The sequence below is a fragment of the Acidithrix sp. C25 genome (assembly GCF_904848545.2).
The window spans coordinates 703,758-725,080 of the sequence record NZ_CAJHCI020000010.1; the positions used below are offsets into that span (position 1 = coordinate 703,758).

General features: G+C 47.3%; 19 protein-coding genes and 1 pseudogene. 12 read left to right on the plus strand and 8 right to left on the minus strand.

Going from position 1 to position 21,323, the window contains the following annotated elements; all coding sequences use genetic code 11:
- Positions 1–45 precede the first annotated feature (45 nt).
- The 4 genes from ACIDITHRIX25_RS78690 to ACIDITHRIX25_RS78705 form a co-directional block, all read right to left on the minus strand.
- Positions 46–786: an ABC transporter ATP-binding protein gene (locus ACIDITHRIX25_RS78690; protein WP_052605906.1), complete on the minus strand. Its 741-nt coding sequence runs from the start codon at positions 784–786 to the stop codon at positions 46–48.
- Positions 767–1,552: an ABC transporter ATP-binding protein gene (locus tag ACIDITHRIX25_RS78695; RefSeq protein ID WP_052605905.1), complete on the minus strand. Its 786-nt coding sequence runs from the start codon at positions 1,550–1,552 to the stop codon at positions 767–769. Before ACIDITHRIX25_RS78695 ends, ACIDITHRIX25_RS78690 begins: the two co-directional genes overlap by 20 nt.
- Entirely contained in the window at positions 1,553–2,578 is a 1,026-nt protein-coding gene (locus tag ACIDITHRIX25_RS78700; protein WP_052605904.1) for a branched-chain amino acid ABC transporter permease, read from the minus strand.
- 146 nt (positions 2,579–2,724) lie between these two features.
- Entirely contained in the window at positions 2,725–3,600 is an 876-nt protein-coding gene (locus tag ACIDITHRIX25_RS78705) for a branched-chain amino acid ABC transporter permease (RefSeq protein ID WP_052605903.1), read from the minus strand.
- A gap of 332 nt (positions 3,601–3,932) precedes the next feature.
- Between ACIDITHRIX25_RS78705 and ACIDITHRIX25_RS78710 the strand changes: the two genes are divergently transcribed.
- From ACIDITHRIX25_RS78710 to ACIDITHRIX25_RS78725, 4 genes and pseudogenes are all read left to right on the plus strand, one after another.
- A complete protein-coding gene (locus tag ACIDITHRIX25_RS78710; protein WP_160291833.1) occupies positions 3,933–5,636 on the plus strand; it encodes a sensor histidine kinase in 1,704 nt (567 codons plus the stop codon).
- A gap of 66 nt (positions 5,637–5,702) precedes the next feature.
- Positions 5,703–6,494: a response regulator transcription factor gene (locus ACIDITHRIX25_RS78715; RefSeq protein WP_249685738.1), complete on the plus strand. Its 792-nt coding sequence runs from the start codon at positions 5,703–5,705 to the stop codon at positions 6,492–6,494.
- 335 nt (positions 6,495–6,829) lie between these two features.
- On the plus strand, positions 6,830–7,963 hold the full coding sequence (locus tag ACIDITHRIX25_RS78720) for an IS630 family transposase (protein ID WP_249685742.1): 1,134 nt from the start codon (positions 6,830–6,832) through the stop codon (positions 7,961–7,963).
- Positions 7,964–8,601: 638 nt separating this feature from the next.
- A pseudogene (locus ACIDITHRIX25_RS78725) lies at positions 8,602–8,718 on the plus strand (hypothetical protein); the annotation flags it as partial.
- A 399-nt stretch (positions 8,719–9,117) separates the two neighbouring features.
- Here the strand turns inward: ACIDITHRIX25_RS78725 and ACIDITHRIX25_RS78730 are convergent.
- Positions 9,118–9,330: a hypothetical protein gene (locus ACIDITHRIX25_RS78730; RefSeq protein ID WP_152626041.1), complete on the minus strand. Its 213-nt coding sequence runs from the start codon at positions 9,328–9,330 to the stop codon at positions 9,118–9,120.
- A gap of 177 nt (positions 9,331–9,507) precedes the next feature.
- Positions 9,508–9,642, minus strand: a complete 135-nt coding sequence (locus tag ACIDITHRIX25_RS000000104430; RefSeq protein WP_082058684.1) for an IS3 family transposase — start codon at positions 9,640–9,642, stop codon at positions 9,508–9,510.
- Between the two features lie 363 nt (positions 9,643–10,005).
- Between ACIDITHRIX25_RS000000104430 and ACIDITHRIX25_RS78735 the strand changes: the two genes are divergently transcribed.
- The 3 genes from ACIDITHRIX25_RS78735 to ACIDITHRIX25_RS78745 all read left to right on the plus strand — a co-directional run bounded on the left by ACIDITHRIX25_RS78735 (position 10,006) and on the right by ACIDITHRIX25_RS78745 (position 13,438).
- Entirely contained in the window at positions 10,006–11,565 is a 1,560-nt protein-coding gene (locus ACIDITHRIX25_RS78735; RefSeq protein WP_201733266.1) for an HRDC domain-containing protein, read from the plus strand.
- 464 nt (positions 11,566–12,029) lie between these two features.
- The gene (locus tag ACIDITHRIX25_RS78740; protein ID WP_201733267.1) at positions 12,030–13,145 is read left to right on the plus strand and encodes a WD40/YVTN/BNR-like repeat-containing protein; all 1,116 of its coding nucleotides are present in this window, start codon (positions 12,030–12,032) and stop codon (positions 13,143–13,145) included.
- Positions 13,142–13,438, plus strand: coding sequence for a MoaD/ThiS family protein (locus ACIDITHRIX25_RS78745; RefSeq protein WP_201733268.1), 297 nt, complete (start codon positions 13,142–13,144; stop codon positions 13,436–13,438). Before ACIDITHRIX25_RS78740 ends, ACIDITHRIX25_RS78745 begins: the two co-directional genes overlap by 4 nt.
- A gap of 698 nt (positions 13,439–14,136) precedes the next feature.
- On the opposite strand, the gene ACIDITHRIX25_RS78750 is transcribed toward ACIDITHRIX25_RS78745, so the two are convergent.
- Positions 14,137–14,508: a DUF3054 domain-containing protein gene (locus tag ACIDITHRIX25_RS78750; RefSeq protein ID WP_201733269.1), complete on the minus strand. Its 372-nt coding sequence runs from the start codon at positions 14,506–14,508 to the stop codon at positions 14,137–14,139.
- Between the two features lie 738 nt (positions 14,509–15,246).
- Here ACIDITHRIX25_RS78750 and ACIDITHRIX25_RS78755 point away from each other — a divergent pair.
- From ACIDITHRIX25_RS78755 to ACIDITHRIX25_RS78775, 5 genes are all read left to right on the plus strand, one after another.
- On the plus strand, positions 15,247–16,530 hold the full coding sequence (locus ACIDITHRIX25_RS78755) for an ABC transporter substrate-binding protein (protein WP_201733270.1): 1,284 nt from the start codon (positions 15,247–15,249) through the stop codon (positions 16,528–16,530).
- An 83-nt stretch (positions 16,531–16,613) separates the two neighbouring features.
- Positions 16,614–17,492 (plus strand): branched-chain amino acid ABC transporter permease, encoded by an 879-nt coding sequence (locus ACIDITHRIX25_RS78760; RefSeq protein ID WP_201733271.1) that lies wholly within the window; start codon positions 16,614–16,616, stop codon positions 17,490–17,492.
- The gene (locus ACIDITHRIX25_RS78765) at positions 17,485–18,471 is read left to right on the plus strand and encodes a branched-chain amino acid ABC transporter permease (RefSeq protein WP_200891263.1); all 987 of its coding nucleotides are present in this window, start codon (positions 17,485–17,487) and stop codon (positions 18,469–18,471) included. The genes ACIDITHRIX25_RS78760 and ACIDITHRIX25_RS78765 overlap by 8 nt, the downstream gene beginning before the upstream one ends.
- A complete protein-coding gene (locus ACIDITHRIX25_RS78770) occupies positions 18,464–19,183 on the plus strand; it encodes an ABC transporter ATP-binding protein (RefSeq protein WP_052605897.1) in 720 nt (239 codons plus the stop codon). Before ACIDITHRIX25_RS78765 ends, ACIDITHRIX25_RS78770 begins: the two co-directional genes overlap by 8 nt.
- A complete protein-coding gene (locus tag ACIDITHRIX25_RS78775; protein ID WP_052605896.1) occupies positions 19,176–19,871 on the plus strand; it encodes an ABC transporter ATP-binding protein in 696 nt (231 codons plus the stop codon). The genes ACIDITHRIX25_RS78770 and ACIDITHRIX25_RS78775 overlap by 8 nt, the downstream gene beginning before the upstream one ends.
- Before the next feature lie 828 nt (positions 19,872–20,699).
- On the opposite strand, the gene ACIDITHRIX25_RS78780 is transcribed toward ACIDITHRIX25_RS78775, so the two are convergent.
- A complete protein-coding gene (locus ACIDITHRIX25_RS78780; RefSeq protein WP_201733272.1) occupies positions 20,700–21,299 on the minus strand; it encodes a phosphatase PAP2 family protein in 600 nt (199 codons plus the stop codon).
- Positions 21,300–21,323 lie beyond the last annotated feature (24 nt).

Below are 21,323 nucleotides of genomic sequence, written 5' to 3' on the forward strand. Positions count from 1 at the left end.
TCAAACCATAAGCAACGGAATCCCCCAAAACTGCCCCATCTATTGCTAGGCGATCACCTCGCTCTCTGACTCCATGGCTGCTGCTGTCGCACCCAAGAAAATTTCGCCCAGGTCAAGTGCTGCCACCTGACTTGCAGGGCCGTCGAGTCGATTTCGCCCAGCCACAAGGACGTATACCCATTCCGAGTTCGAGATGGCCCGATCAACATTTTGTTCAATCACCACAATTGCGGTGCCAGTCTTAGCGATGCGGCCGACCTGATCCCAGACTACGTCGACGTAGATAGGCGAAAGTCCCGCCGTGGGCTCATCGAGTAGCAGCACCTTAGGATCGGCCATGAGCGCTCGGGCCATACCCAACATATTTCGCTGTCCGCCCGAAAGCTCTCCGCCTTTTCTGTTCTGAGCAGCCTTGAGGTCTGGAAAGATCTCAAGCACAACCTCTACTCGCTGAGCCAGTCCCCGTCGGTTGGAGTATCCACCCATCTCCAGGTTCTCTTTGATCGTCATGGTCGTAAAGATATTGTCAACTTGGGGCACATAAGCCATACCCGCGCGAGCCAACCGAAATGAAGGCAGTCCCTTGACGTTCTGGCCATCGAGTACCACTTCGCCGCCGGTCACGTCTGTAATCCCGAACAGGGACTTCATGAAGGTTGACTTACCAGCGCCATTTGGCCCAACAATACTAACCACCTGGCCGACCTTGGCCTCCATGGATACTTCCCAAATAATTGGGGTCTTCCCGTACCCTCCGCTAAGTCCTTTAACTTCCAATACGCTCATGAACTTCACCTCCCAAATAAGCCTCGACAACGTCACGATTCGAACGCAGCTCAGCCAAAGTTCCCTCAGCAAGACGTTTTCCGGTCGCCATAACCACGACCCTCGAACAGATTTTGTCTACAACCTCTAGGTTGTGTTCAACAAGCAACATTGACATGCCTGAACCCTTATTTAGGTCCAGTAAGTGTTGTCCAAGGATTTCAATAAGAGCGGGCGTTACGCCTGCCATTGGCTCATCCAAAAGAAGCATCTTTGGTTTGGCCATCACTGCTCGAGAAAGCTCCAGAAGTCGCTTTTGGCCACCCGAAAGATTCGATGCATACTCATTGCGCAGTCGGTAAAGACCAAAAGTATTTAGGATTTCGTTTGCTTCGCCTACAAGTGCATTGGTTTCAGTCTTAGATTTCTTCGGCCGAAAGACCGCATTAATTAGGCTTTCTCCGCTCTGTCCGAGCCGGACAACAAGCAAATTCTCAAGAACGGTCATCCCTCCGAACTCCCGTGAAATCTGATAGGTCCTTATCAATCCGCCTTGAGCTCGCCTATATGTAGGCAGGTGTGATATCTCTTGCCCGTCGAAGGTAATCGAACCAGAAGTAAGAGAAACGGCTCCGGCAATTGAGCCAACCATGGTTGACTTTCCTGCACCATTCGGACCAATCAGGGCAGTAATTGTACCCTTTTCTACCTCAAAGGTGCATCCATCGATCGCCTTCAGCCCACCAAATGCCACATGGACATCCGAGATCGCTAAAATATTACTCATCTAGACCTCCGTCGCTAACTCTTGATTCGCGCTTACTCCACCAAAGGTTTGGGCATACTTATCCTTCAGGGGAAGTTCAAAAAACTTGGCCTTACGTTCCGGAAGTACACCTTGAGGTCTAAACCAGATGCTCAAAATAACCAACGAGCCAATAATTATGTTACGAAGATCAGGAACCAGGTTAGGGCTAGATGCCACTTGGGGAATATATCTAGTTCCCTCGTTGAAGATCACAGCGACCAACAAAGAACCGAGCATCGCGCCAATATTGTTCCCACGACCGCCGACCAACAGCGCAGCCCAGACTACAAAGGTCTCCCCAGTGGTCCATCCAGCAGGTGAAAGTGCTCCAATGTACTGAATCGTAAGCACTCCTCCGATTCCTACGATGGTAGAACCTATTACCATCGCCATCATTCGAACCTTGAAGGTATTTTTTCCAAAGGCGTCCACCACGTCTTGGTCCTCACGGATTGCACGCATCGAACGTCCCAACGGTGATGAGTAGAGCTGATTGGCAAACCACCAAACGATTAGCATCACCACTCCAGAGATAACCACAAAGATCCAAGAGAAGGTGTTCGGGTGGTTGTTAGCCACACTTTGAAAAGGTTGATTTACCGAAAATAGCCCAGCCCAACCATCAAAGAGTTTATTCTGATCGCCAGATAGCCCATAGAGAAGAGTTCCCGTTGCTAGGGTAACAATTGCCAGGTAGTCAGATCGAAGTCGCTTTAGCGCTATCAGACCAATTAGATAGCCAAGGATTCCCGAGGCAACTATTCCCGCAATCGACGCAAGGGGCCAGGGCCAGTGTAAACCAAGGATATAAAAGACCTGATTTGAAGCATTCGCTGGGGGCATTACGAAGACTGCGTAGAAGTAGGCACCCATTGCCATAAAGGTAATGACTGTGAAGTTCAAGATCCCGGCGTAACCGAATTGAATATTGAGGCCCAGGGTAAAGATATTGTAGGTAAACAAGGTAACCAATATGGTTGCAACATACCCGAGAAAAATTGACATAAACCAACTCCTATGTGTAAGAATTTCTCACCGTGGTCGAAGTAGAAATAAGATAAAAAGAGAAACCAACGTTGTGATATGACGGGTTTGGGTTCCATCATGGCCCATGGATTTCGAATCAATCGTCATCCAAAGGAGTCGCTAGGTTAGGCTTTTCCTTTTGCAGGAATCAACCCTTGAGGACGTACCAAAAGCATGATCACGAGAACCAAAAATGCAATGTCCTGCTTGTACGCAGAAGATATAAAGACCGTGGATACCTCTGTCACTACACCAATTATCAACGCACCAAGCATAGCCCCGTAGGTTTGACCAATTCCGCCAAGAATAACGGCTGCAAAGATGACAAAGAGCAGTGCATCCCCGCTAGTCGTTTGAAATGAGACGATATTCAACGCCAGGACAATACCACCCAGACCCGCAAGAGCCCCACTGATAAACCAAGTCCAACGAGTTACCATGTTGGTATCGATTCCAGATGCTCTAGCTAGATCAGCGTTATCACTCATCGCTCGCATAGCCTTGCCCAATCGTGAACGAGAGAGCAGGAGATGAACTCCGATCATGACAATTCCAGCAATCGCAATTATGATCAATTGGTTGCCTGTGAAGCTAAAGGGGCCAATGGTAACAGGCGAGGACTGACCTATGGGATATTCGTTGAAGCCGACTCCGTAGATGATCTGTAAGACGTTGTCGAGAATGAGAGAGAGGCCAAAGGTCACGATCAACATGTAAAAGAGAGATTTTCGCCGCTTGACAAACGGACTTAGGATGAACTCCGATATCAGCATGGAAACTATTCCAGTACCAATTGTCGCCAGAACGATAGAGAGCCAAAATGGCAACCCAAGCGTGGCTGAAAATGTATAGGTCAAAAGCATTCCGACGCCCAGATACGCCCCATAGGCGAAATTGACGAAGTTTGTAACACCAAATTGGAGCGACAAGCCAACACTCAAAAGGGCATAGATTGAAGCCGAAACAAAGCCGAAACCTAATGTGAGTAAGAATAGTTTCACCGACTACTCCTTAGATATGCAAAAGCATCTAATTTGTAGCCCGAAACCGAGACATGATTGCACAAAAGCAAAACAACCCCCCAATTGCAGACATTTCCTCTGCCGTTTTTTATTCGAGATGACCATCCCCCGGTACACCTCGCGGCAGTAGGTAAGAATCTACATCCAGGCAATTCCCAGCCGATATTAATTTCGAATTAACCAGATAATCCCAAATAAAGCTATTTATCCCATAAATCCCATGAGGGATCGGCGCTGTTCTTCTTGGTTCAAAGGGCTAGTTTGTATATATCTGAAGGTTCAAAAAGACAATGTCAGGGGGTCTTTTGTCCTTGAGCACCAGATCCAATACAAGTTCCATCCGTCAAATCGCGATCTATGCATTCGTACTGACGATGACCATCACCGTGGCGATCGGTGCTCTTTTAGTCTTGACCGAATCGTCGACCGAGCTACGACTAACAACCATATCGATCGATCGATCCAAAGCGATACTTGAGTCTCTCGGTTCGATTGGAGATGGAACCTCAACAAATAACACCAAGGTCGAAATTACGCGCCAGACCAGAGATGAGCTAAAGAGCCTTTGTAAAATAGAAAACTTAACCTTTGTCTTTTTTCCGTCCTATCTCACGACAAAGGCGACAGCAACAGGATCCGCCCCTACGTCGAGCCCACTTTCAGCAACAGCTGTACCCATCTTCCCCTCTAACCACGCGCAAAACCTCAGCAACCTCCCTTACCAAAGTCCGAATCTCGGACTATCATTCTGTGCCAAAAACCTCAATCCGACTACCCTTATAAATTTTTCATATTTCGCGCTATCTAATAGGCATACCAGACAGGTGGCGATAGTTGAAATAGTCGCCACACGCCAACGCCTTTACTCTTATTTGAAGTTTGTATTTTCAAAGATCGTCTTTGCATTCCTATTCGTCGCAGCACTCACAACCCTCAGTCTGTGGTATCTCTATCGCCGCAACCTAGCCGAGACCTTCGGACTCACTAGCATTGAACTATCGTCTCTGCTTCAAGAACAAGAAGCGCTCCTAAAAGGCATCTCTGAAGGCGTAATAGCCTGTGACGCCAATGGACTAATAAGATTTTTCAACCAAGAAGCACGACGGTTGATAGGGATCCCCGAGAGATCAATTGGAAGACCTCTACGACACCTCGTCCGAGGGCGGCGTCTTCGCCAAATTGTAACCGGAGAAATTCCCGGTCGAGACCTTCCAGTGGTAGTTGGCCGATCCATCCTTTCGATCTCCCGCCTAGCGGTTGAACGCGACGGCCAAAACCTTGGTCACGTTATAACCATTCAGGATCGGACCGAATGGGAGGGGCTACTTCGTGAACTCGACGGCATGGTTGGAATGACAGAAGCCCTTCGGGCGCAAGCCCACGAATTCTCGAACAAAATGCATACCATTGTTGGACTTATAGAACTTGGGGAATCCGAAGAAGCAATCGACTTTGCCCTCAACATCTCTTCGAGGAGTAACCTTACAAACGATCGGATTGACGCCATCGACGACCCTCTTTTGCGAGCTCTGATCCTGGCCAAGGGCGCAGTTACCTCAGAACGAGGTGTCACCTTGGTGGTAACCAATGCAACTAAGGTTCATGGAACTCTTCGAAATTCGTTGGATATATTGACAATCGTTGGAAATTTAATCGACAACGCCCTAGACGCCGTCTTGTCGAGCACCGAGCACACAAATCCATACCAAATGGAAAACGATCCCAAATGGATCGAACTTCACATAGAAGCCGTCGAAGAGAAAATCTACATAACCGTAACTGACAGTGGCTTAGGAATTCCCATGGCACTCCTAAGCTCAATCTTCACGGATGGATTTTCCACCAAAGTGGCAGGCAGAGGTTACCGACGAGGCCTAGGATTAGCTCTCGTGGCTCAAATCGCCGCTAAATATAATGGCGAAGTTCAAGTAAAGAACGTTCCAGGCGCATCTTTTAGCGTTACTCTTCATAGCGCCATTGACAGCGCTGCCGAAAGGATCGGTCCAATGGATTGAACCATAAAAATCAAAATAACTAAAGATTTACAGTAAGACTTCCACTTCAAGGCAATAGTGCCAAAGATGATCGCCCCAAAAGCACTTTGGCCAAATATTACAGTAGTGGTCAAAGTTTTAATTCACGAAGAGATCGCCAAGGTAGGAGCTTCCATGACCGAGGAAAGTTTACAAGGGACAAAGATCCGAATTCTCGTAGTAGACGACGACTTCCGCGTCGCCCAGCTTCATGGCGCATATGTCGACCGATTGGAGGATTTCGAAACCTGTGGATTTGCAAACACAGGAGCTCTAGCAGTCTCGGCCGCAAAGGATCTATCTCCAGATTTAGTTCTGCTTGATCTCTATCTGCCAGATACTGATGGATTAACGGTCTTAAGGCAGCTAAGAGCGATGGATCCTCCCCGTCCAGACGTCATAGTCATTAGCGCTGCCCGCGACAGTGCGAGCGTCCGAGAAGCGATGAAATGTGGTGCGATACACTACATTACTAAGCCTTTTGACTCACGTGGATTAAGTGAAAGACTCCAGGCGTACCGCCTCATGAGAGCGGAATTTGACGCATCAAGCGATCTCGACCAAGCACAAATCGATCGCCTTTGGTCGGTGCTTCGGACCGCTCCAGACGAAGTCAATCTGCCAAAGGGTCATTCTCCCCACACCCTAGAAGTTGTAATGTCGACGCTGAGGGCGGTTGATGAAATACTCACTGCAGACGAAATAGCACGTAGATCCGGCCTCTCAAGAAGTACCACTCAGCGCTACTTAGCGTACCTAGCCAGATTAGGCAAGGTAAATCTCACTCTCAAATATGGGGCAAGTGGGCGACCTGAGCACCTTTATGAGTGGGCCAAATAACCAACCAAGGCGGCTGGTCTCCAATCAAGTCTTAATCAACAGAAGTAGACCAGCTCGAGCCCTTCGGCGTAACTCTGCGTCGGTTATTTGGAACTGAATTAGGTTTGACAAAGCATCTATGGCCCAAATCTGGTTTCAGAGAGTCAAATAAGACCTATTCCCTTTGCGATTGAGCCTTCTTGGTCACTTTTTTAGATTCTGAAATCTAATTTTGGGTATAGCGACCTAATCAATTGTCTCCTAGTGTCCCCTCTCATAATTTCCCTGAAACTGAGGAATTAATCCCTTCTAAGGTTGTTCTCCTTGGTAAGGACATAACCTTGCAAGGGAGAACGATGCAAAGTCACACCATTTCAGAGGAGCCAAACATTGATGCCAACCAGAGCAAGCCGCCCAAGAAGAGATCTGGACGACAAGCTTCGGTGGTTCCGCTCAGTCCCAAAGAACGTAGCGAATTAGAAGCAGTGGTAAGAAAGTCCACAGCTCCCATAGGACAGGTGGCAAGGGCCAGCATTGCCCTATGGAGTAACGAAGGGGTTGGAACCAACGAGATCGCGCAAAGACTTCAGATATCTACAGAGACGGTATGCAAATGGAAGCGGCGTTTTATCAACTACGGAGTGGAACTTCTCGATGACGCACCGAGAAGTGGAAAACCGAGAAGCATTGATGACGAAAAGATCGCCGAGATTCTAAGGATCACTTTGGAAGAAGAGCCCCCGCTTGCTACCCAGTGGTCGACGTCTTCAATGTCCAAGCGGATCGGGGTATCACCAGCGAGCATCTCACGTATCTGGAGAACCTTTGGCCTCAAGCCCCATGTCTTGGGATACTTCAACATCAGTACCGATCCGGCCTTTACCGAAAAGGTCCGCGACATAACTGGGATCTATCTCAATCCCCCTGATGCTGCACTGGTACTATGTATTGACGAAAAGACACAGATCCAGGCGTTGGATAGAACCCAGCCACTGCTTCCCATGAGACCTTTTGTTCCAGAGCGGCAAACACATGACTACAAACGCAACGGCACAACAAATCTCTTTGCAGCACTTGATGTTGCCTCTGGCAAGGTGATCACCAACACCACAAAGGCTCATCGGGCGATCGAGTTCATAGCCTTTTTGGATCAGGTGAAAAAAGAAGTTCCAAAAGAACTCGAAGTCCACGTCATCCTGGACAATTATGCAACGCATAAAACCGATGCTGTACGGGCCTGGCTCATAAAAAACCCCAGATTCCACTTCCATTTTACACCCACCTACTCCTCGTGGATGAACCTGGTTGAGAGATGGTTCTCGGAACTGACTACCAAAATGCTCCACACATCCACCCATAAGTCACAAAAGCAACTCGTTGCTTCGATCAACACCTGGGCAGAGCGCTGGAACCAAGACCCAACACCATTTAGGTGGGTAAAGACAGCTGACGAGATATTCGCATCGATGGCAAAGTATCTGGGGAACTAGAACTCAGGGAACTTATGAGAGGGGACACTAGTGTCATTATTGATAATTTCCTTTGTGCGTCATCGGATGGTTTGTTTTCGCGCATCTTCGTAGTACTTACCCAAGGGAGGCATCTCCGCCTTTTGAACACAACGCTCATTACCTGGGCTCTTTACCAACGCAGCTTGTGCCGGTTTGATATCCCTTTGTCGATTGACGGGGAGGAACTTCCCCTCCCCGCTCTCCTTTTATGTGGCTAATAATTAGTATCAACGGTTGTTGGGGTGAGGAAACTCCGAGAGTTTGTGCAGGATACTGGGGATGTGAGTGCTCTTTTGGGTTTGTGGTACTCAGACTAACAAATTCCACCCCATCCCCTCGCGGAATGCGACTGAAGATACAGATGGGGCGAAGGGATGGGGTGGAATTGGCCGATCATCCATCCAAGTTCCATCTGATTTGCTTCTTCGAAAGTTTTCTAAAAAATAGCTTGCAATGAGATAAGACCGGTGAGATACTAATGTTCTAGGCAAACAAAGACGCTACGTCTGGATCGCCACGAAAAGGGCTGGAGCCTATCGGGTTCGCCTAGCGATGGTTTCGAGGCGGAGAGTGCTTACCTTAGCTATCTCATGGATCGGGCTTAGTCGCCAAGAACGGTAGAGGCTTATGCCTTTGATCTTTTGTCCTTCTGTCGGTGGCTGATTGAAGAGGGGCTTTCGTTACAAGAGGTAACAACTCAAGCGATTGCTTCGATACTTGAATTTGCATCGTAACGTTGCGGTTCGGGGTTAGCCGCTCAAGTCGAGCAACTCCGTGTTAGTCTTGAAGCGATGGCCGCCGTCCTTCGTCGTCACGAAGAGCTCCTAGGCTCAGTTGCCCGCCAATCCGGAGAAAAAACAAGGTAATAAAGACTAGGCGTGTGTGGGAGATAGCTAAGTCCGGACTCGGATTAGCCGCTTAACTCACAGAACCGTGCGTGAACATCTCAATTCACACGGCTCCTAGCGAACCGACTTTTGGTATTACCCTAAATGACCATTGAGCCCAAGATTGGGTTCACGTTCGGCTATTTGAGATAGGTATTTCCAAGCATTTGCTCGTATGCTAACCCAACTTACCGTCACTCAACCGATTCTCCCAGCTAGTTGGATATGTAGTCTTTTGTTGGGACACTACAAATGCGTCGCAATGGTCTTTATCCGTTTAAGGGGATCACTAACTCCTAAGAGACGGTAGATCTCTTTGTGAACCGGCTCAGAAACACCACTAGTGCAGATGTGATAGACGACACCTTTATCTGACGTAAGAACTATGGTGGCTCGGTGGTGACTATTAAGTTGCTCTTTGATGGTTGACCATCTTCTCTTGTCGTTGTTGTGCCTCAAAGTCAGCTCCGGAGCCTGCCAATAAAATTGTCACTTTCGCACAATCTAAGCGACCTCCCTTCGCTCGCCTTTTGATTCATCTCCAACTGACTTATCCGTAGGAATAATTGATACCTCTGATACTGGATCGGAAGTCTCTGGAATTGCTCACCAAACGCGACACGAAACTCCGCTCAACTACGCAGCTTTCAACATAGCTGACCTTTCGAACTCAGTTGGTGAAATATCACCAATACGTAAATGTCTTCTTTTCCGGTTATACCATTGGATCCAATCAAATATCTCCGTTCTCGCCTCCTCTCTGGTGTACAAAACTTATCCTTTGACGAGCTCTTTTTTCAATGAAGCACAAAAGTGATTCAGTCATTTCAATTATCGTAGGATTATCCGGTTATTGGGCATACTAGTGCGTCCAAATCTCCGATTAGTACCCGGACAATACCCTGTTAACCTGCTAATCCAGGCGCAATGATTCTCGGGGAGGAAGCCTCACGATTAGCCGGTTAACACCAGGGAAATGACAAAATAGAAAGCTATTTCATCGACTACCCTCTACTAACGTTGGCAAATAGCAACCCCAAGGTGTTCGTAATTTTCAAGGAGTACGGTTTGCCCACTGTGGTAAAAGCATTATAAGGTCTAAAGGTCGCTCCAGAAAAAGCTAAGGTCTAATGGGTGAGACAAAGCCAAGCACTTCAAATCATGATGAACTCAGCCTCCGTCTTCCTTACGGGAGCACCGGGCGCAGGCAAGTCATATGTATTGTCAAATTTTGTTCGTTATAGTCGAGCATGGAACATCCAAGTCGCAGTTACCGCATCAACGGGAATTGCAGCGACTCAAATTGCTGGAGTCACAATACATTCATGGTCAGGTATCGGAATCAGCGATTCATTGAACGACCAAGAGTTAGCCAAGATAGCCGCGCGCGACAGGATATCTCGTCGGTTCTTAGAGGTGCAGACTCTAATAATCGATGAGATATCAATGCTTCCAGGGCGATTTTTGGACTCTCTTGATGACCTAGCCAGAAAGATAAGAGGCATAGACGCGCCCTTTGGGGGAATACAGATGATCCTTGTCGGGGATATGTTTCAGCTGCCACCGATTTCAAAGGGTTTAAGCGACTTCGATTTTGCTTTCAACTCGCGCAGTTGGCGAGATCTAGATCCCGACCCCTGTTATCTAACCGAACAGCACCGCCAGGAAGGCGATGGCCTCCAAGAGGTGCTTGAAGCAATGAGATTAGGGTCGCTGGGCCCAAAACATCTTGAGATTCTAGAATCTAGAACCGCGATAGCGCCGGAAAATCGAAATGAGATAACGAGACTCTACTCGCACAATATCGATGTCGACACCATCAACCAGCGCCATCTAGATGAAATACCAATGCCAACTAAAAGATTCACTATGGTTTCCCGCGGTGAATCAACATCGATTGAAACTCTCCGCAAAGGCATGCTTGCCCCTAGCGACCTTGACCTAAAGGTTGGAGCAGAGGTGATGTTTGTGGCAAATGACCCTAATCGACAGTATGCAAATGGAACCCTTGGCAAAGTCATCGACCTCGATTTGGAGTGGCCACGTGTAGCACTAGCAAGAAACGGCCGAGTCATAGAGGTAGAGGCCCATACGTGGCAGCGCGAGGAAGATCAAAAAGTCACCGCTGAGATCAGCCAGGTACCATTACGATTAGCGTGGGCAATCACGATTCACAAAAGTCAAGGGATGAGCCTCGACGCCGCTGAGGTGGACCTAAAACGATCATTCACACCCGGCATGGGATATGTCGCACTGTCTAGGGTTCGCCGTCTAGATGGACTCTTCATTGCTGGATTAAATTCAATGGCACTGCGACTCAACGAAAGGATCTTTGAGCTAGACAGGGTTCTGCGAGCGCGTTCAGAAGCACTCGCTGCAAATACCGTTGATTTTGACGAATCGATACAAACTCCCCAAACTCACACGTTAGAGATAAAGGATATAAACACCAATATTCTCGACCACCTTAAAATTTGGAGGCGCGAACGCTCAAGAAGTGAAGGAGTGCCTCAATACATAATCGCTCACGACGTTACCCTTGAAGAAATTTCCCGAATGCTTCCCAAGACCGATCAAGAACTCCTCGGAGTCAAAGGAATTGGTCCAACAAAAGCTACCAAATACGGAAGCGACATTCTCGAAATAGTAAAAAAATTCGCGGAACCGACCTGGAGTCAAGGAGAGCTTTGGTAATTTACAAAAGTTGCACTTAAAAAGTTTTAGCAAATAGTGAACAAGCCTTTTAGCCATCCCACATCTCTTTTAAATGATTATTATCATAGCAATTGTGCCCACTAGCTAGTTCAAAGATAGGGAAATAGACCACGATCTAAGAGCTAATCGGACTGGATATCTGGCAATTATTTTGAGCGAATTCTTTCGCTGAGAGCCCATTTAATAGAAGATATGTAACGTCTGGCGCACACTCAAAGATCCGGATTAAGTGCGAAAACCAGTGGCTAGATTGTCTTTTGTAAAAATCCACCTCCTACGCGAACCCTCAAAGCAGAAACTGTTAGTTGCAATTTACGACTTAATTCATAATCTCTTGAATTTGACGTGATAACATCATAAATCAATAACGTCGGAAATCTTAAAGACAAAAGATCCGGTGTAGTCCTTTTTCTTTGGTCTGGAATAGAAAAAAAGGAGCTGCTGTGACTGAGGTCAGGTTGCTAATTGGCACCAAAAAGGGAGCCTTTATAATAGATAGCGCCAATGGCCGATCACAATGGCAGATACAAGGGCCTCTCTTTGGGGGTTGGGAGATCTACCACATCAATGCATCACCACTAAATAAAAATCTCATCTACGCGTCGCAATTCAACGGATGGTTTGGACAAGTCCTGCAGCGGTCGTTCGATGCCGGCAAGACCTGGGAAGCGGTTTCGAACAGCTTCAACTACTCCGGTGAACCAAAACCACACCTGTGGTATGACGGATCTTCTCATCTATGGGAATTCGCGAAGGTGTGGAATCTCTCCCCTTCCCTATTTGACGAAAAAACGGTCTTCGCAGGTATTGAAGATGCGGCTATATTCGTCTCGCACGACGCCGGAGAATCATGGGGCGAACTGCATGGACTGAGAGAACATTCAACGGCTGGTTCGTGGCAACCTGGCGCCGGTGGGCTATGCCTTCATACTGTTATTCAAGATCCGACCAACTCAAATCGGATCTACGTAGGAATTTCAGCAGCTGGCGCATTTAAAAGTGATGACGCAGGACTAAATTGGAAGCCGATCAACAAGGGACTCCGAGCAGACTATCTTCCCGATGACGACGTAGAAGTGGGACACTGCGTGCATCGCCTAGCGCTACACCGATCGAAGCCTGAGGTGCTATTCATGCAAAAGCATTGGGATGTAATGCGCAGTGACGACGCGGGAGAAAATTGGTACGAGATATCAGGCAATTTACCAAGTGACTTTGGTTTCGCAATCGCAGTCGACTACAACAATCCAGAAACCGTTTACGTGATCCCCATAAAAAGTGACTCGGAGCACTTTCCCCCGGACCACCAGCTAAGAGTCTACAGAAGCCAAAGCGGGGGTTACGACTGGCAACCCATGTCAAAAGGGCTGCCCCAAAGCCACTTCTACGGGAATGTCCTAAGAGGAGCTCTCTCCAGTGATCAATGCGATCCCTGTGGTATATATTTCGGCACGACAACTGGGGAAATCTACGCCTCTCGCGATTCAGGCGATTCCTTCATGGAACTAGCCTCCCACCTTCCCTCTGTTTTATCCGTAGAAGCACATACACTTGAATGATACAAATCCGCCTTCCCCAACACCTCAGGGATCTAGCAAATATCTCCGGAGAATTAACTCTTGAAATATCAGGCGAGCTGACATTAGCCGCGATTGTGAGCACGATAGAAGTAGAATTCCCTATGCTTCGAGGCACAATCCTAAATCCAACGACGCAATCGCGTCGAGCCTTCATTAGATTCTTCGCCGATGGGCAAGACATTTCCAATGTGCCCATAAACGAATCATTGAAAGAATATATTCGACATGCAACCCCTAGAATCGACATCTTAGGAGCGATTGCTGGAGGATAAATAAAGTCGAGCGAACCCTAATAGGCCACAGAAGGAACGTCTCTCGCCCAATCGCCTCTTAGAGGTTGGGACAAACAATCACTCAAATTACCAACAGAATCCATGTCAAGGCCCAACCTAAAAATGGCCCTGCAACTTCAACACACTCAAAACCATGGCTCTAATAAAGCAATGAAATCAACACTTCGATTCGGATCCATCATCGATACAAGCCAACAAAAGCGCCCAGACTCGGCAAAATCGCAAATGAAAAAACCCCATCGACGCTGCGGGAGCTAAAGACCGGCTTCCGGGGGTAACGAGCCGGGGATATAGCGCCGGGGATAGAAAGTCAGTGCTTCTTTGAGCCAAGGTGCAAACCCTGCAAGCCCGCTGAAGGAAGTTGACCAATGACCTAAATACGATGCGATAGCTTTGGCACTCGATTAGATAAGGTCAACCTTGGCCCATGGATTCCGGCCTCGGAGAACTAACCCATCGATTGAACATTAAGGGGTTTGACTGGACTTAGTTGATCCAATTACTGTAATCATTGCTAGAAAAACTTCATCCGTCCATAAAACCCTCGCTAGCAACCAGCTAACGCTAGGCACCAGTCAAACCCAAATTCAAACCAACCATGGTCGACACAAATCATGACTAGGCGAATCGATTTACATACAGGTTATTCCTCGGCGTGTAAACGGGAAAGACAAAGCCTATTTGAGCAAGAAGGTCCCTTTGGATCTAGAAAAGAACGACGCAACAGCCCTCCAACCCACCAAACCTAATCCCAAAAAGCCTAGTGAAACTCCAATGAAAGCTAGGGCAGTTCCCTGGCCCGAGATCACACGAAACAACTGACCAAAGATAACCGTTGAGAGCCAAACTACAACACCCACTGGATAGATCTGCGTCGAAGTCATCCATGGTCTAATAATCAACCATCCGAGAGTCGTTCCTGAGAGAAATGGCCATGCGGTAGTTACTATTCCGGCGATGGTCTCTCCGTGTCCATGGGCGGAACGACCGATCATTACAAAAACTACAACAACTAGACAGTCAAATATGCCGGAACGTACATTTGCCAAAATCCTCATTTTCTAATCCACCTACGACCTTAGCTTTACCTGGCCAAAAGCCACATAGCGAACACTTAATATTCAAATTTGGGTGACAACAAGAATAATCAAGTAACCCTTATATGGTATTAGCTCGACTAAGCCAATCGCGACAAGAACTTACTCGCCATCTCAAAAACCAACAAAGCCCAAATAGATTCCAAGGCGCAAAATTCACTTGCACCACTTGCCATAGCGGAAGCGGCACCTGTTCCTCTACCTCGTTTATTAACTTTACGCACCGACTATGAGCAATTGCAATTGAGAAACAGAGGCAAATCGCTCATCTATCACCTAGGGCCAAATCCACTCAACGGGTGCCCAACCCTCTAAAAGCCGGTTCAGCTAGGTCCTTTCCAAAAAAATACGGCTAAACCCCACTAAGAGCATGCCAGATATCATGACACCGCTTCCCGATTAGCCCTAGCAAATAAATCATCGAAGCAAGATCGTTCAAGAGCCAGGTCTAGAACGAAGATAGTTTGGAAACAAATAATACAAAGTATTGGTAAGATCACGGAGATAAAAAATGATTGATAAAATCGTCAAATCAATCAAAAATAGACCGGAAACTCTCTGAAATCAAATTTCCCAAAGCGCTGACTTTACTTTTTTAGTTTTCATGCTATTCTAGGTAAGCACCTTATGGAGACGGGGGATCTTCATCACTAAAGGTGGAACAAAAGCAAATTTAAAGGGGATAAATAGTTGCGTAAAAAAACATTTCCAGTGATTGCCGCATCATTCGGTATAGCATTAGCAGCATGCGGATCATCTTCCACATCGTCTTCTAGCTCGGGCAGTTCGGGCACTAGCGCGTCTAACCTGCCGGCTGCACCAGCCCAGATCACCGTCGGTACTACCTATTCGGGTTCTGGATCGTTCGCCACTTCATCACTGCCGGAATTAGCCGGCCTTAAGTTTTGGATCAAAACCGAGAACGCAAAAGGTGGTGTTTACGTTGGTGGATATAAGAAAAGAATTCCGCTAAAGCTCATCGCATACAACGACTTAAGTTCAGCTACCACTGCTGCAACTCTCTACAATCAGCTTTTAACTCAAGATAAAGTTAATATCTTTGTCTCAGACTTTGGATCAGTGTTGACTGCTCCAGCTGTCTCCTTGGCTCAAGCTCATAAGGTCGTACTCTTCGACCAAACTGGTACCGGCATTCCATTTTTCACACCACAAAATAAATACATAGTTCTGACTGATCTACCCGAATCTTCCATTTGGCCCAACGTGTTAGCAAAATTCCTCATCTCCAAGCAGATCAAGAACCTTGCAGTACTCTATGGAACCAACGATTTCGATGCTTCGCAGGCGACCACCCTAAAGAGCATCCTCTCGCAAAACGGAATCAATGTCGCATACTACCAAGGTGTACCATCATCTACCACAAGCTTCGGTACACTCCTGCAAACGATCTCGGCATCCAAGCCAGATGCGGTTCTAGAGTTCGGTTACGCAGCCAATGACACTCCGTTCCTTCAAAACGTTCAGAGCTCCGGGATGCACTTCAAGATGGTATTTACCGTCTTTCCAGGGCAGCTACTGAGTCTCTTCCAGCAACAGGTAGGAACCGCAGGTTTGGCATACACCTACACCTATGGAACCAACTTCTATGTCAATTATCCAACGGTATCCGAGGGACTAAATAGCTCCCAATTCAAGACGCAATTCGCTGCTGCATTCCCTGGTCAGCTAAACTCGCTGTCGTTAGATGGATACAATACAGGACTTGTAATTCAAGCTTCGCTAAAAAATGCTAAGTCACTCTCACAAACCGATATACGCGCCGGAGCGGCTGCGGCATCTGGCCATTTGAACACACTTAATGGGAACTTCGTCATAAATTCAGAGGGAGCTCAAACTGGCGAACTTCTTCCAGTAGCACAGCTCTTCCCATCAAGCAGCGGAATCACACTCAAAGCCGTCTATCCTGCCAGCCAAGCCACCGGCTCTGCCGTCTACCCTGCTCCTGTAGGTTAATTCCCCTAAATAGCCACCGCTCCATGCTTGTCACTTTGACAGCTAGTGCGGTGGCTATTTTCGTATAAGTAAAGGAAAAATCTGTGCTCTTCGAATACGCCGTTATAGGCGGTATTCTCCTAGGCATTTTTTATGCGTTATTGGCTGTGGGATTAAATGTCGTTTACGGTGCGCAGAAGATAATCAATCTCGCACATGGCGACATCATAATGCTCGGCGGATATGGTGCCTGGGAACTCTACAATACCTACCACATCTCACCGATACTTTCGACCATAATAGTAATTCCAATAACCGTACTCTTTGGCTATCTATTGAATCGATTGATCGCACCACGCCTCGTAAAAGCTTCAGATCCCGAAATGCTTTCGTTGATTCTGTTCTTCGGCCTTTCAGAGGTCATTCAGGCACTGGCCTCGCTCGTCTTTGGAAGTGCTGAAAGATCTTTGCCAGTCTCGTCGATACCAACATCTCGCCTAGTGCTCTTTGGTCAAGGCTACCCAGCCACCTGGTGGGTGAGCGCTTTAGTCATCATTCCACTACTGGCAATATTTGTGATCTTTCTCTATCGCACATCTATCGGCCTTCAGGTAAGGGCCGTCATCTCCGACTCCGTTGAGGCCGCAGTAGCTGGAATAAATTCTAAAAGAGTCTCCGGTATCTACTTTGGAATCGGCTTTGCACTTGCAGCTTGTGCTGGAGTCTGGGGAGTATTTATATTTGGCGGAGTCAGTCCTACCGAAGGTACTGCAATTACAATTACTGCCTTTGCAATCATCGTCTTTGGATCTTTAGGAAACACATTGGGAACGATCGCAGCAGGAATCATCTTCGGAATCTTTTACCAATTGGCTCAGGTCTACATTCCTAGCTGGTCAAACCTTGTACCCTATGCATTAGTCATCGCCACAATGCTCATTAGGCCTCAAGGCTTATTCGGAAGAAGGCAGAGAATTGCCTAAATTAGATGATCTAGATCTGACATTAGAGACAGGATCAAAGGGAAAGAAACTGATCTCTCCAGCGATTGCAGCATTGGTGCCAATCGTTGCATTTGCCGTAGGTGTCCACCTCTATTCGAACGAACTGCTCCTAACTTACATGGCAATTTACATTGCGCTCGCCCAAGGAATCAATATCATCTATGGATTCACTGGATACCTGCCATTTGGCTATTTCGGCTTTTTCGGAGTCGGAGCTTATGCCTCTGGCCTTGTAATGCTGGACTATAACGTTCCCCCGGTACTAGCCGTTATCATTGGCGGCGTAGCGGGAGCACTTGTAGGTGCAATCTTGTTACCATTATTTAGATTGCGTGGGGCCTATTTCGCGATTGGAACTCTAGCAGCCAGCGAAGCGATCTACACGATAATCTCCAACCCCTCCCTCCAGTCGATTACGAATGGGCCATACGGCCTCAACCTAGCAGGATTTTACTCCTCTGGAACGGCATATGGAACCGCTATAGCCTTGGCAGCCTTATCGATACTTGCTACAAGCTTTGTGCGCTCTTCGAAATTCGGGTTGACGCTCAAGGCGATCCGTGACGACTCATATTCGGCATCAATGGCTGGAGTGAACGTACCACGCCAAAGATTCTATGCATGGTTAATCGCAGCTGCCATAGCAGGTATGGCAGGCAGTGTCTTTGGCTGGTCGACAAGCGTCTTCTATCCCCAAGCAGTGTTCGACCCGGCCCTCTCAGTGCTAGCTATCGTTTTCGCCCTATTCGGAGGTGTTGGAACCATTTGGGGTCCGACGATTGGCACGGTCGTTCTATATGCGATCTATAACGCAATTGGGGTTTCAAATCCACAATACTTCCAGCTAATCTACGGAATGGTAATCGTACTTTTGGTCCTTTTTGCACCCCGAGGGCTAGCTGGCTTTTGGAACTACATCACTACAAAAATCACCACGGTCAGGGCAAAAAATGACTGAATCGAAAAGTCTTCTAAAGATCGAAAATCTTACGACCATATTTAGCGGATTTAAGGCACTTAACGATGTATCTCTAGAACTCTTCCAAGGTCAAGCCTTAGGCCTGGTTGGACCCAACGGCTCAGGGAAAACAACACTGGTAAACACGGTTTGTGGACTCTATAAGCCTGCGCACGGTCACATAACCTTAGAAGGCCTAAATATCACAGGGAAACGCCCTCATGACATTGCGAGAGCCGGGATAAATCGAACCTTTCAGATACCAAAACCTTTCCGAGACCTTTCAGTCTATGAGAACGTGGCGGTCTCCTCGATCCACTCCAAAAACCGGACATCGATCCCAGAAATCTTAAGAAAAGTCAACTTGGCCGATTGTGCAAATTATCCGATTGAAAAGCTAACAGCCTCTCAGCAAAAAAGGCTGGATCTAGCTCGGGCACTAGCACTAGATCCCAAAGTAATCTTTGTTGATGAACTAGCAGCCGGATTAACTCCGACAGAGCTAACCGAAGTTGCCGAGATGTTAGCCAACTTTCGACAAAATGGTATAGCGCTTATCGTCGTGGAACACTTAATGGGATTTTTGGAGCAAGTTGTCGATTCGGTCTTTGTTCTAAGCGCAGGCAAAGGTATCTTTTCTGGATCCCTTCGCGACGCGCTCTCAGACGAAGAGGTAAAGCGGGTCTTTCTGGGAGGTGCACACGATGCTTGAGGTGTCACAGTTAACGTCCGGTTACGGTTCGATGCAAGTGCTATGGGATATAAGCCTGAGCGTTAAAGAAAATGAGATCCAAGTCGTCCTAGGAGCGAACGGTGCGGGTAAATCCACCTTTCTAAAAGTAGCGATCGGCTTACTGCCTCTGTGGTCCGGTGACTTGAAGATGAATGGCACTAACATTGCCCCTCTAGCTGTTGCCGAACGTGTAAAACACGGTCTTGGCTACATGAGCGAACAGGGAATCTTCCCTGATTTGAGCGTCGAAGAAAATCTCCGCTTGGGTTCCTTGCGCACCAAGACGAAATCAGTCGGAGATCAAATCGACAACATCTACGAACGATTCCCTGAACTCAAAGAACGCAGAAAGTCACTCGCTGGAGGACTATCAGGTGGACAGCGAAAGCTAGTCGGAATCGGGCGCGCGTTAATATCCGAACCTAAGATTCTGCTGATGGATGAACCTTCGTCAGGCCTTTCTCCGAGGTACGTAAACGAAGTAATCGAACGTCTTGCAGAACTCAGAGGCGGGATAACTCTCGTCATAGCAGAACAAAACATATCTTTCCTAAGTATCGCCGATACGGTAAGTGTTATTGAAGGTGGAAAAACGAGATTTACTGGATCAGTAAGTGACTTCAACAATAACGACACGCTAAAAGAAGCATTCTTTGGAATTGAATAAAACCTCGGTGTACCGATTTCGTGTCACGACTCCCCCGTGTTGGGACACGAAATATCACCTTCCTTTTGCCCTCATCAACCGCTCGTATTTGGATCTCTGTCGAGCCAAAATAGATCCAAACCAGCTGGTTCGGACCCAAAAAAGACCTTTATTTCCGTATCGTGTGGCTGCCTTATCAAAAACCAAATAGTACGAAAACAAACGTCTTTTAGGGAAGGGCGGCAGGCACTCCTCTACCACGATCGCATCTACTTTGCCTAGCTAAAATATCAATTTCCCCATACAACGCTCTGCAGGGGCAACCTTGAGCTAGCCAAATCAAACAAACGATCCAAACGGAATCATATATCTCACCCCGAAGAAGCTTGAGAAGCTTGAGAAGCTTGAGAGTAAAACTTTAGATGGCTAAAACTACTTCTACAGCCATCGCATCCATCAAAGCCACCTGATAAATCGATCCTAACTAAAATCTAACAGAAGACACCGTCCAGTGCATATTTGTGTTAGTAAATGCGACATAGTGTCATTACGGACAAACGCGTCGCTTCGATAAATTCCCTGCATATGGACTTCGTAGATTCGCGAAAATTCAACAAGTATGTTTGCAGAGTAGGGGCGAGGTCATCACGCAATCAATAAGAGCGAACGTATCGAACAAAAATAAGCTTAAAAGAAATAACATTCATCACATACAACATAATTACCCCATTTATGACAAAGAATCTCGCCAGATTTATAGTCTAAAACCATCGATATACCGATCCCATTAGATCGAACTAGCCAGAGAAGCGAACGGTTTCGAATTGGATACACGTGATCAAAATCCGCCTATATAGCTCGGCGTCCTCCACTTGAAATAACCGGCGCAAACCCGGTATGGAGTAGATACTCAGCCGGGCGGCTCAAAAGCTTTGTCGCAAGAGGAAGCGTGACAGCGACAAAAAGGCCAGCCCAAATCAAGCCAGCTACGATATCACCCGGATAATGAGCTCCTACGTAGACTCGAGCAAAGCCAAGAAATAGCCCAAATACCGCAGCGAAAATTCCTACCTTTCGATCAACCAACAGGAGCCCTACGATCATGGCTCCAGCCACCGTCCCGTGATCAGAGGGAAAGCTAAAGTCATTAGCCCTAGCTATCAAGACCTCCATTCCCGGTATCGAGTTATAAGGTCGCGGCCGTCCAAAAAAGTGAATTATAGGCTGATTCAGACCCAAGGCTATCAACGTAGCTGCACCAACCCAAACGACTCGAGCTGATTGAAGTGCCCCAACCTTTCTCGCCCTAAGAAAAGCCCAGAAACCGAGCAACCCAAGGATTACCAGGCCGCCATAGACCGCATAGGCGCTCATGAACCCGTGAGCGAATGAGGTGTTCCTAGCAAAACGATTTACGGACTCATAGAGACTACGGTCAAGACTGTTCATCGACACTCATTTCTAAAGAAATAA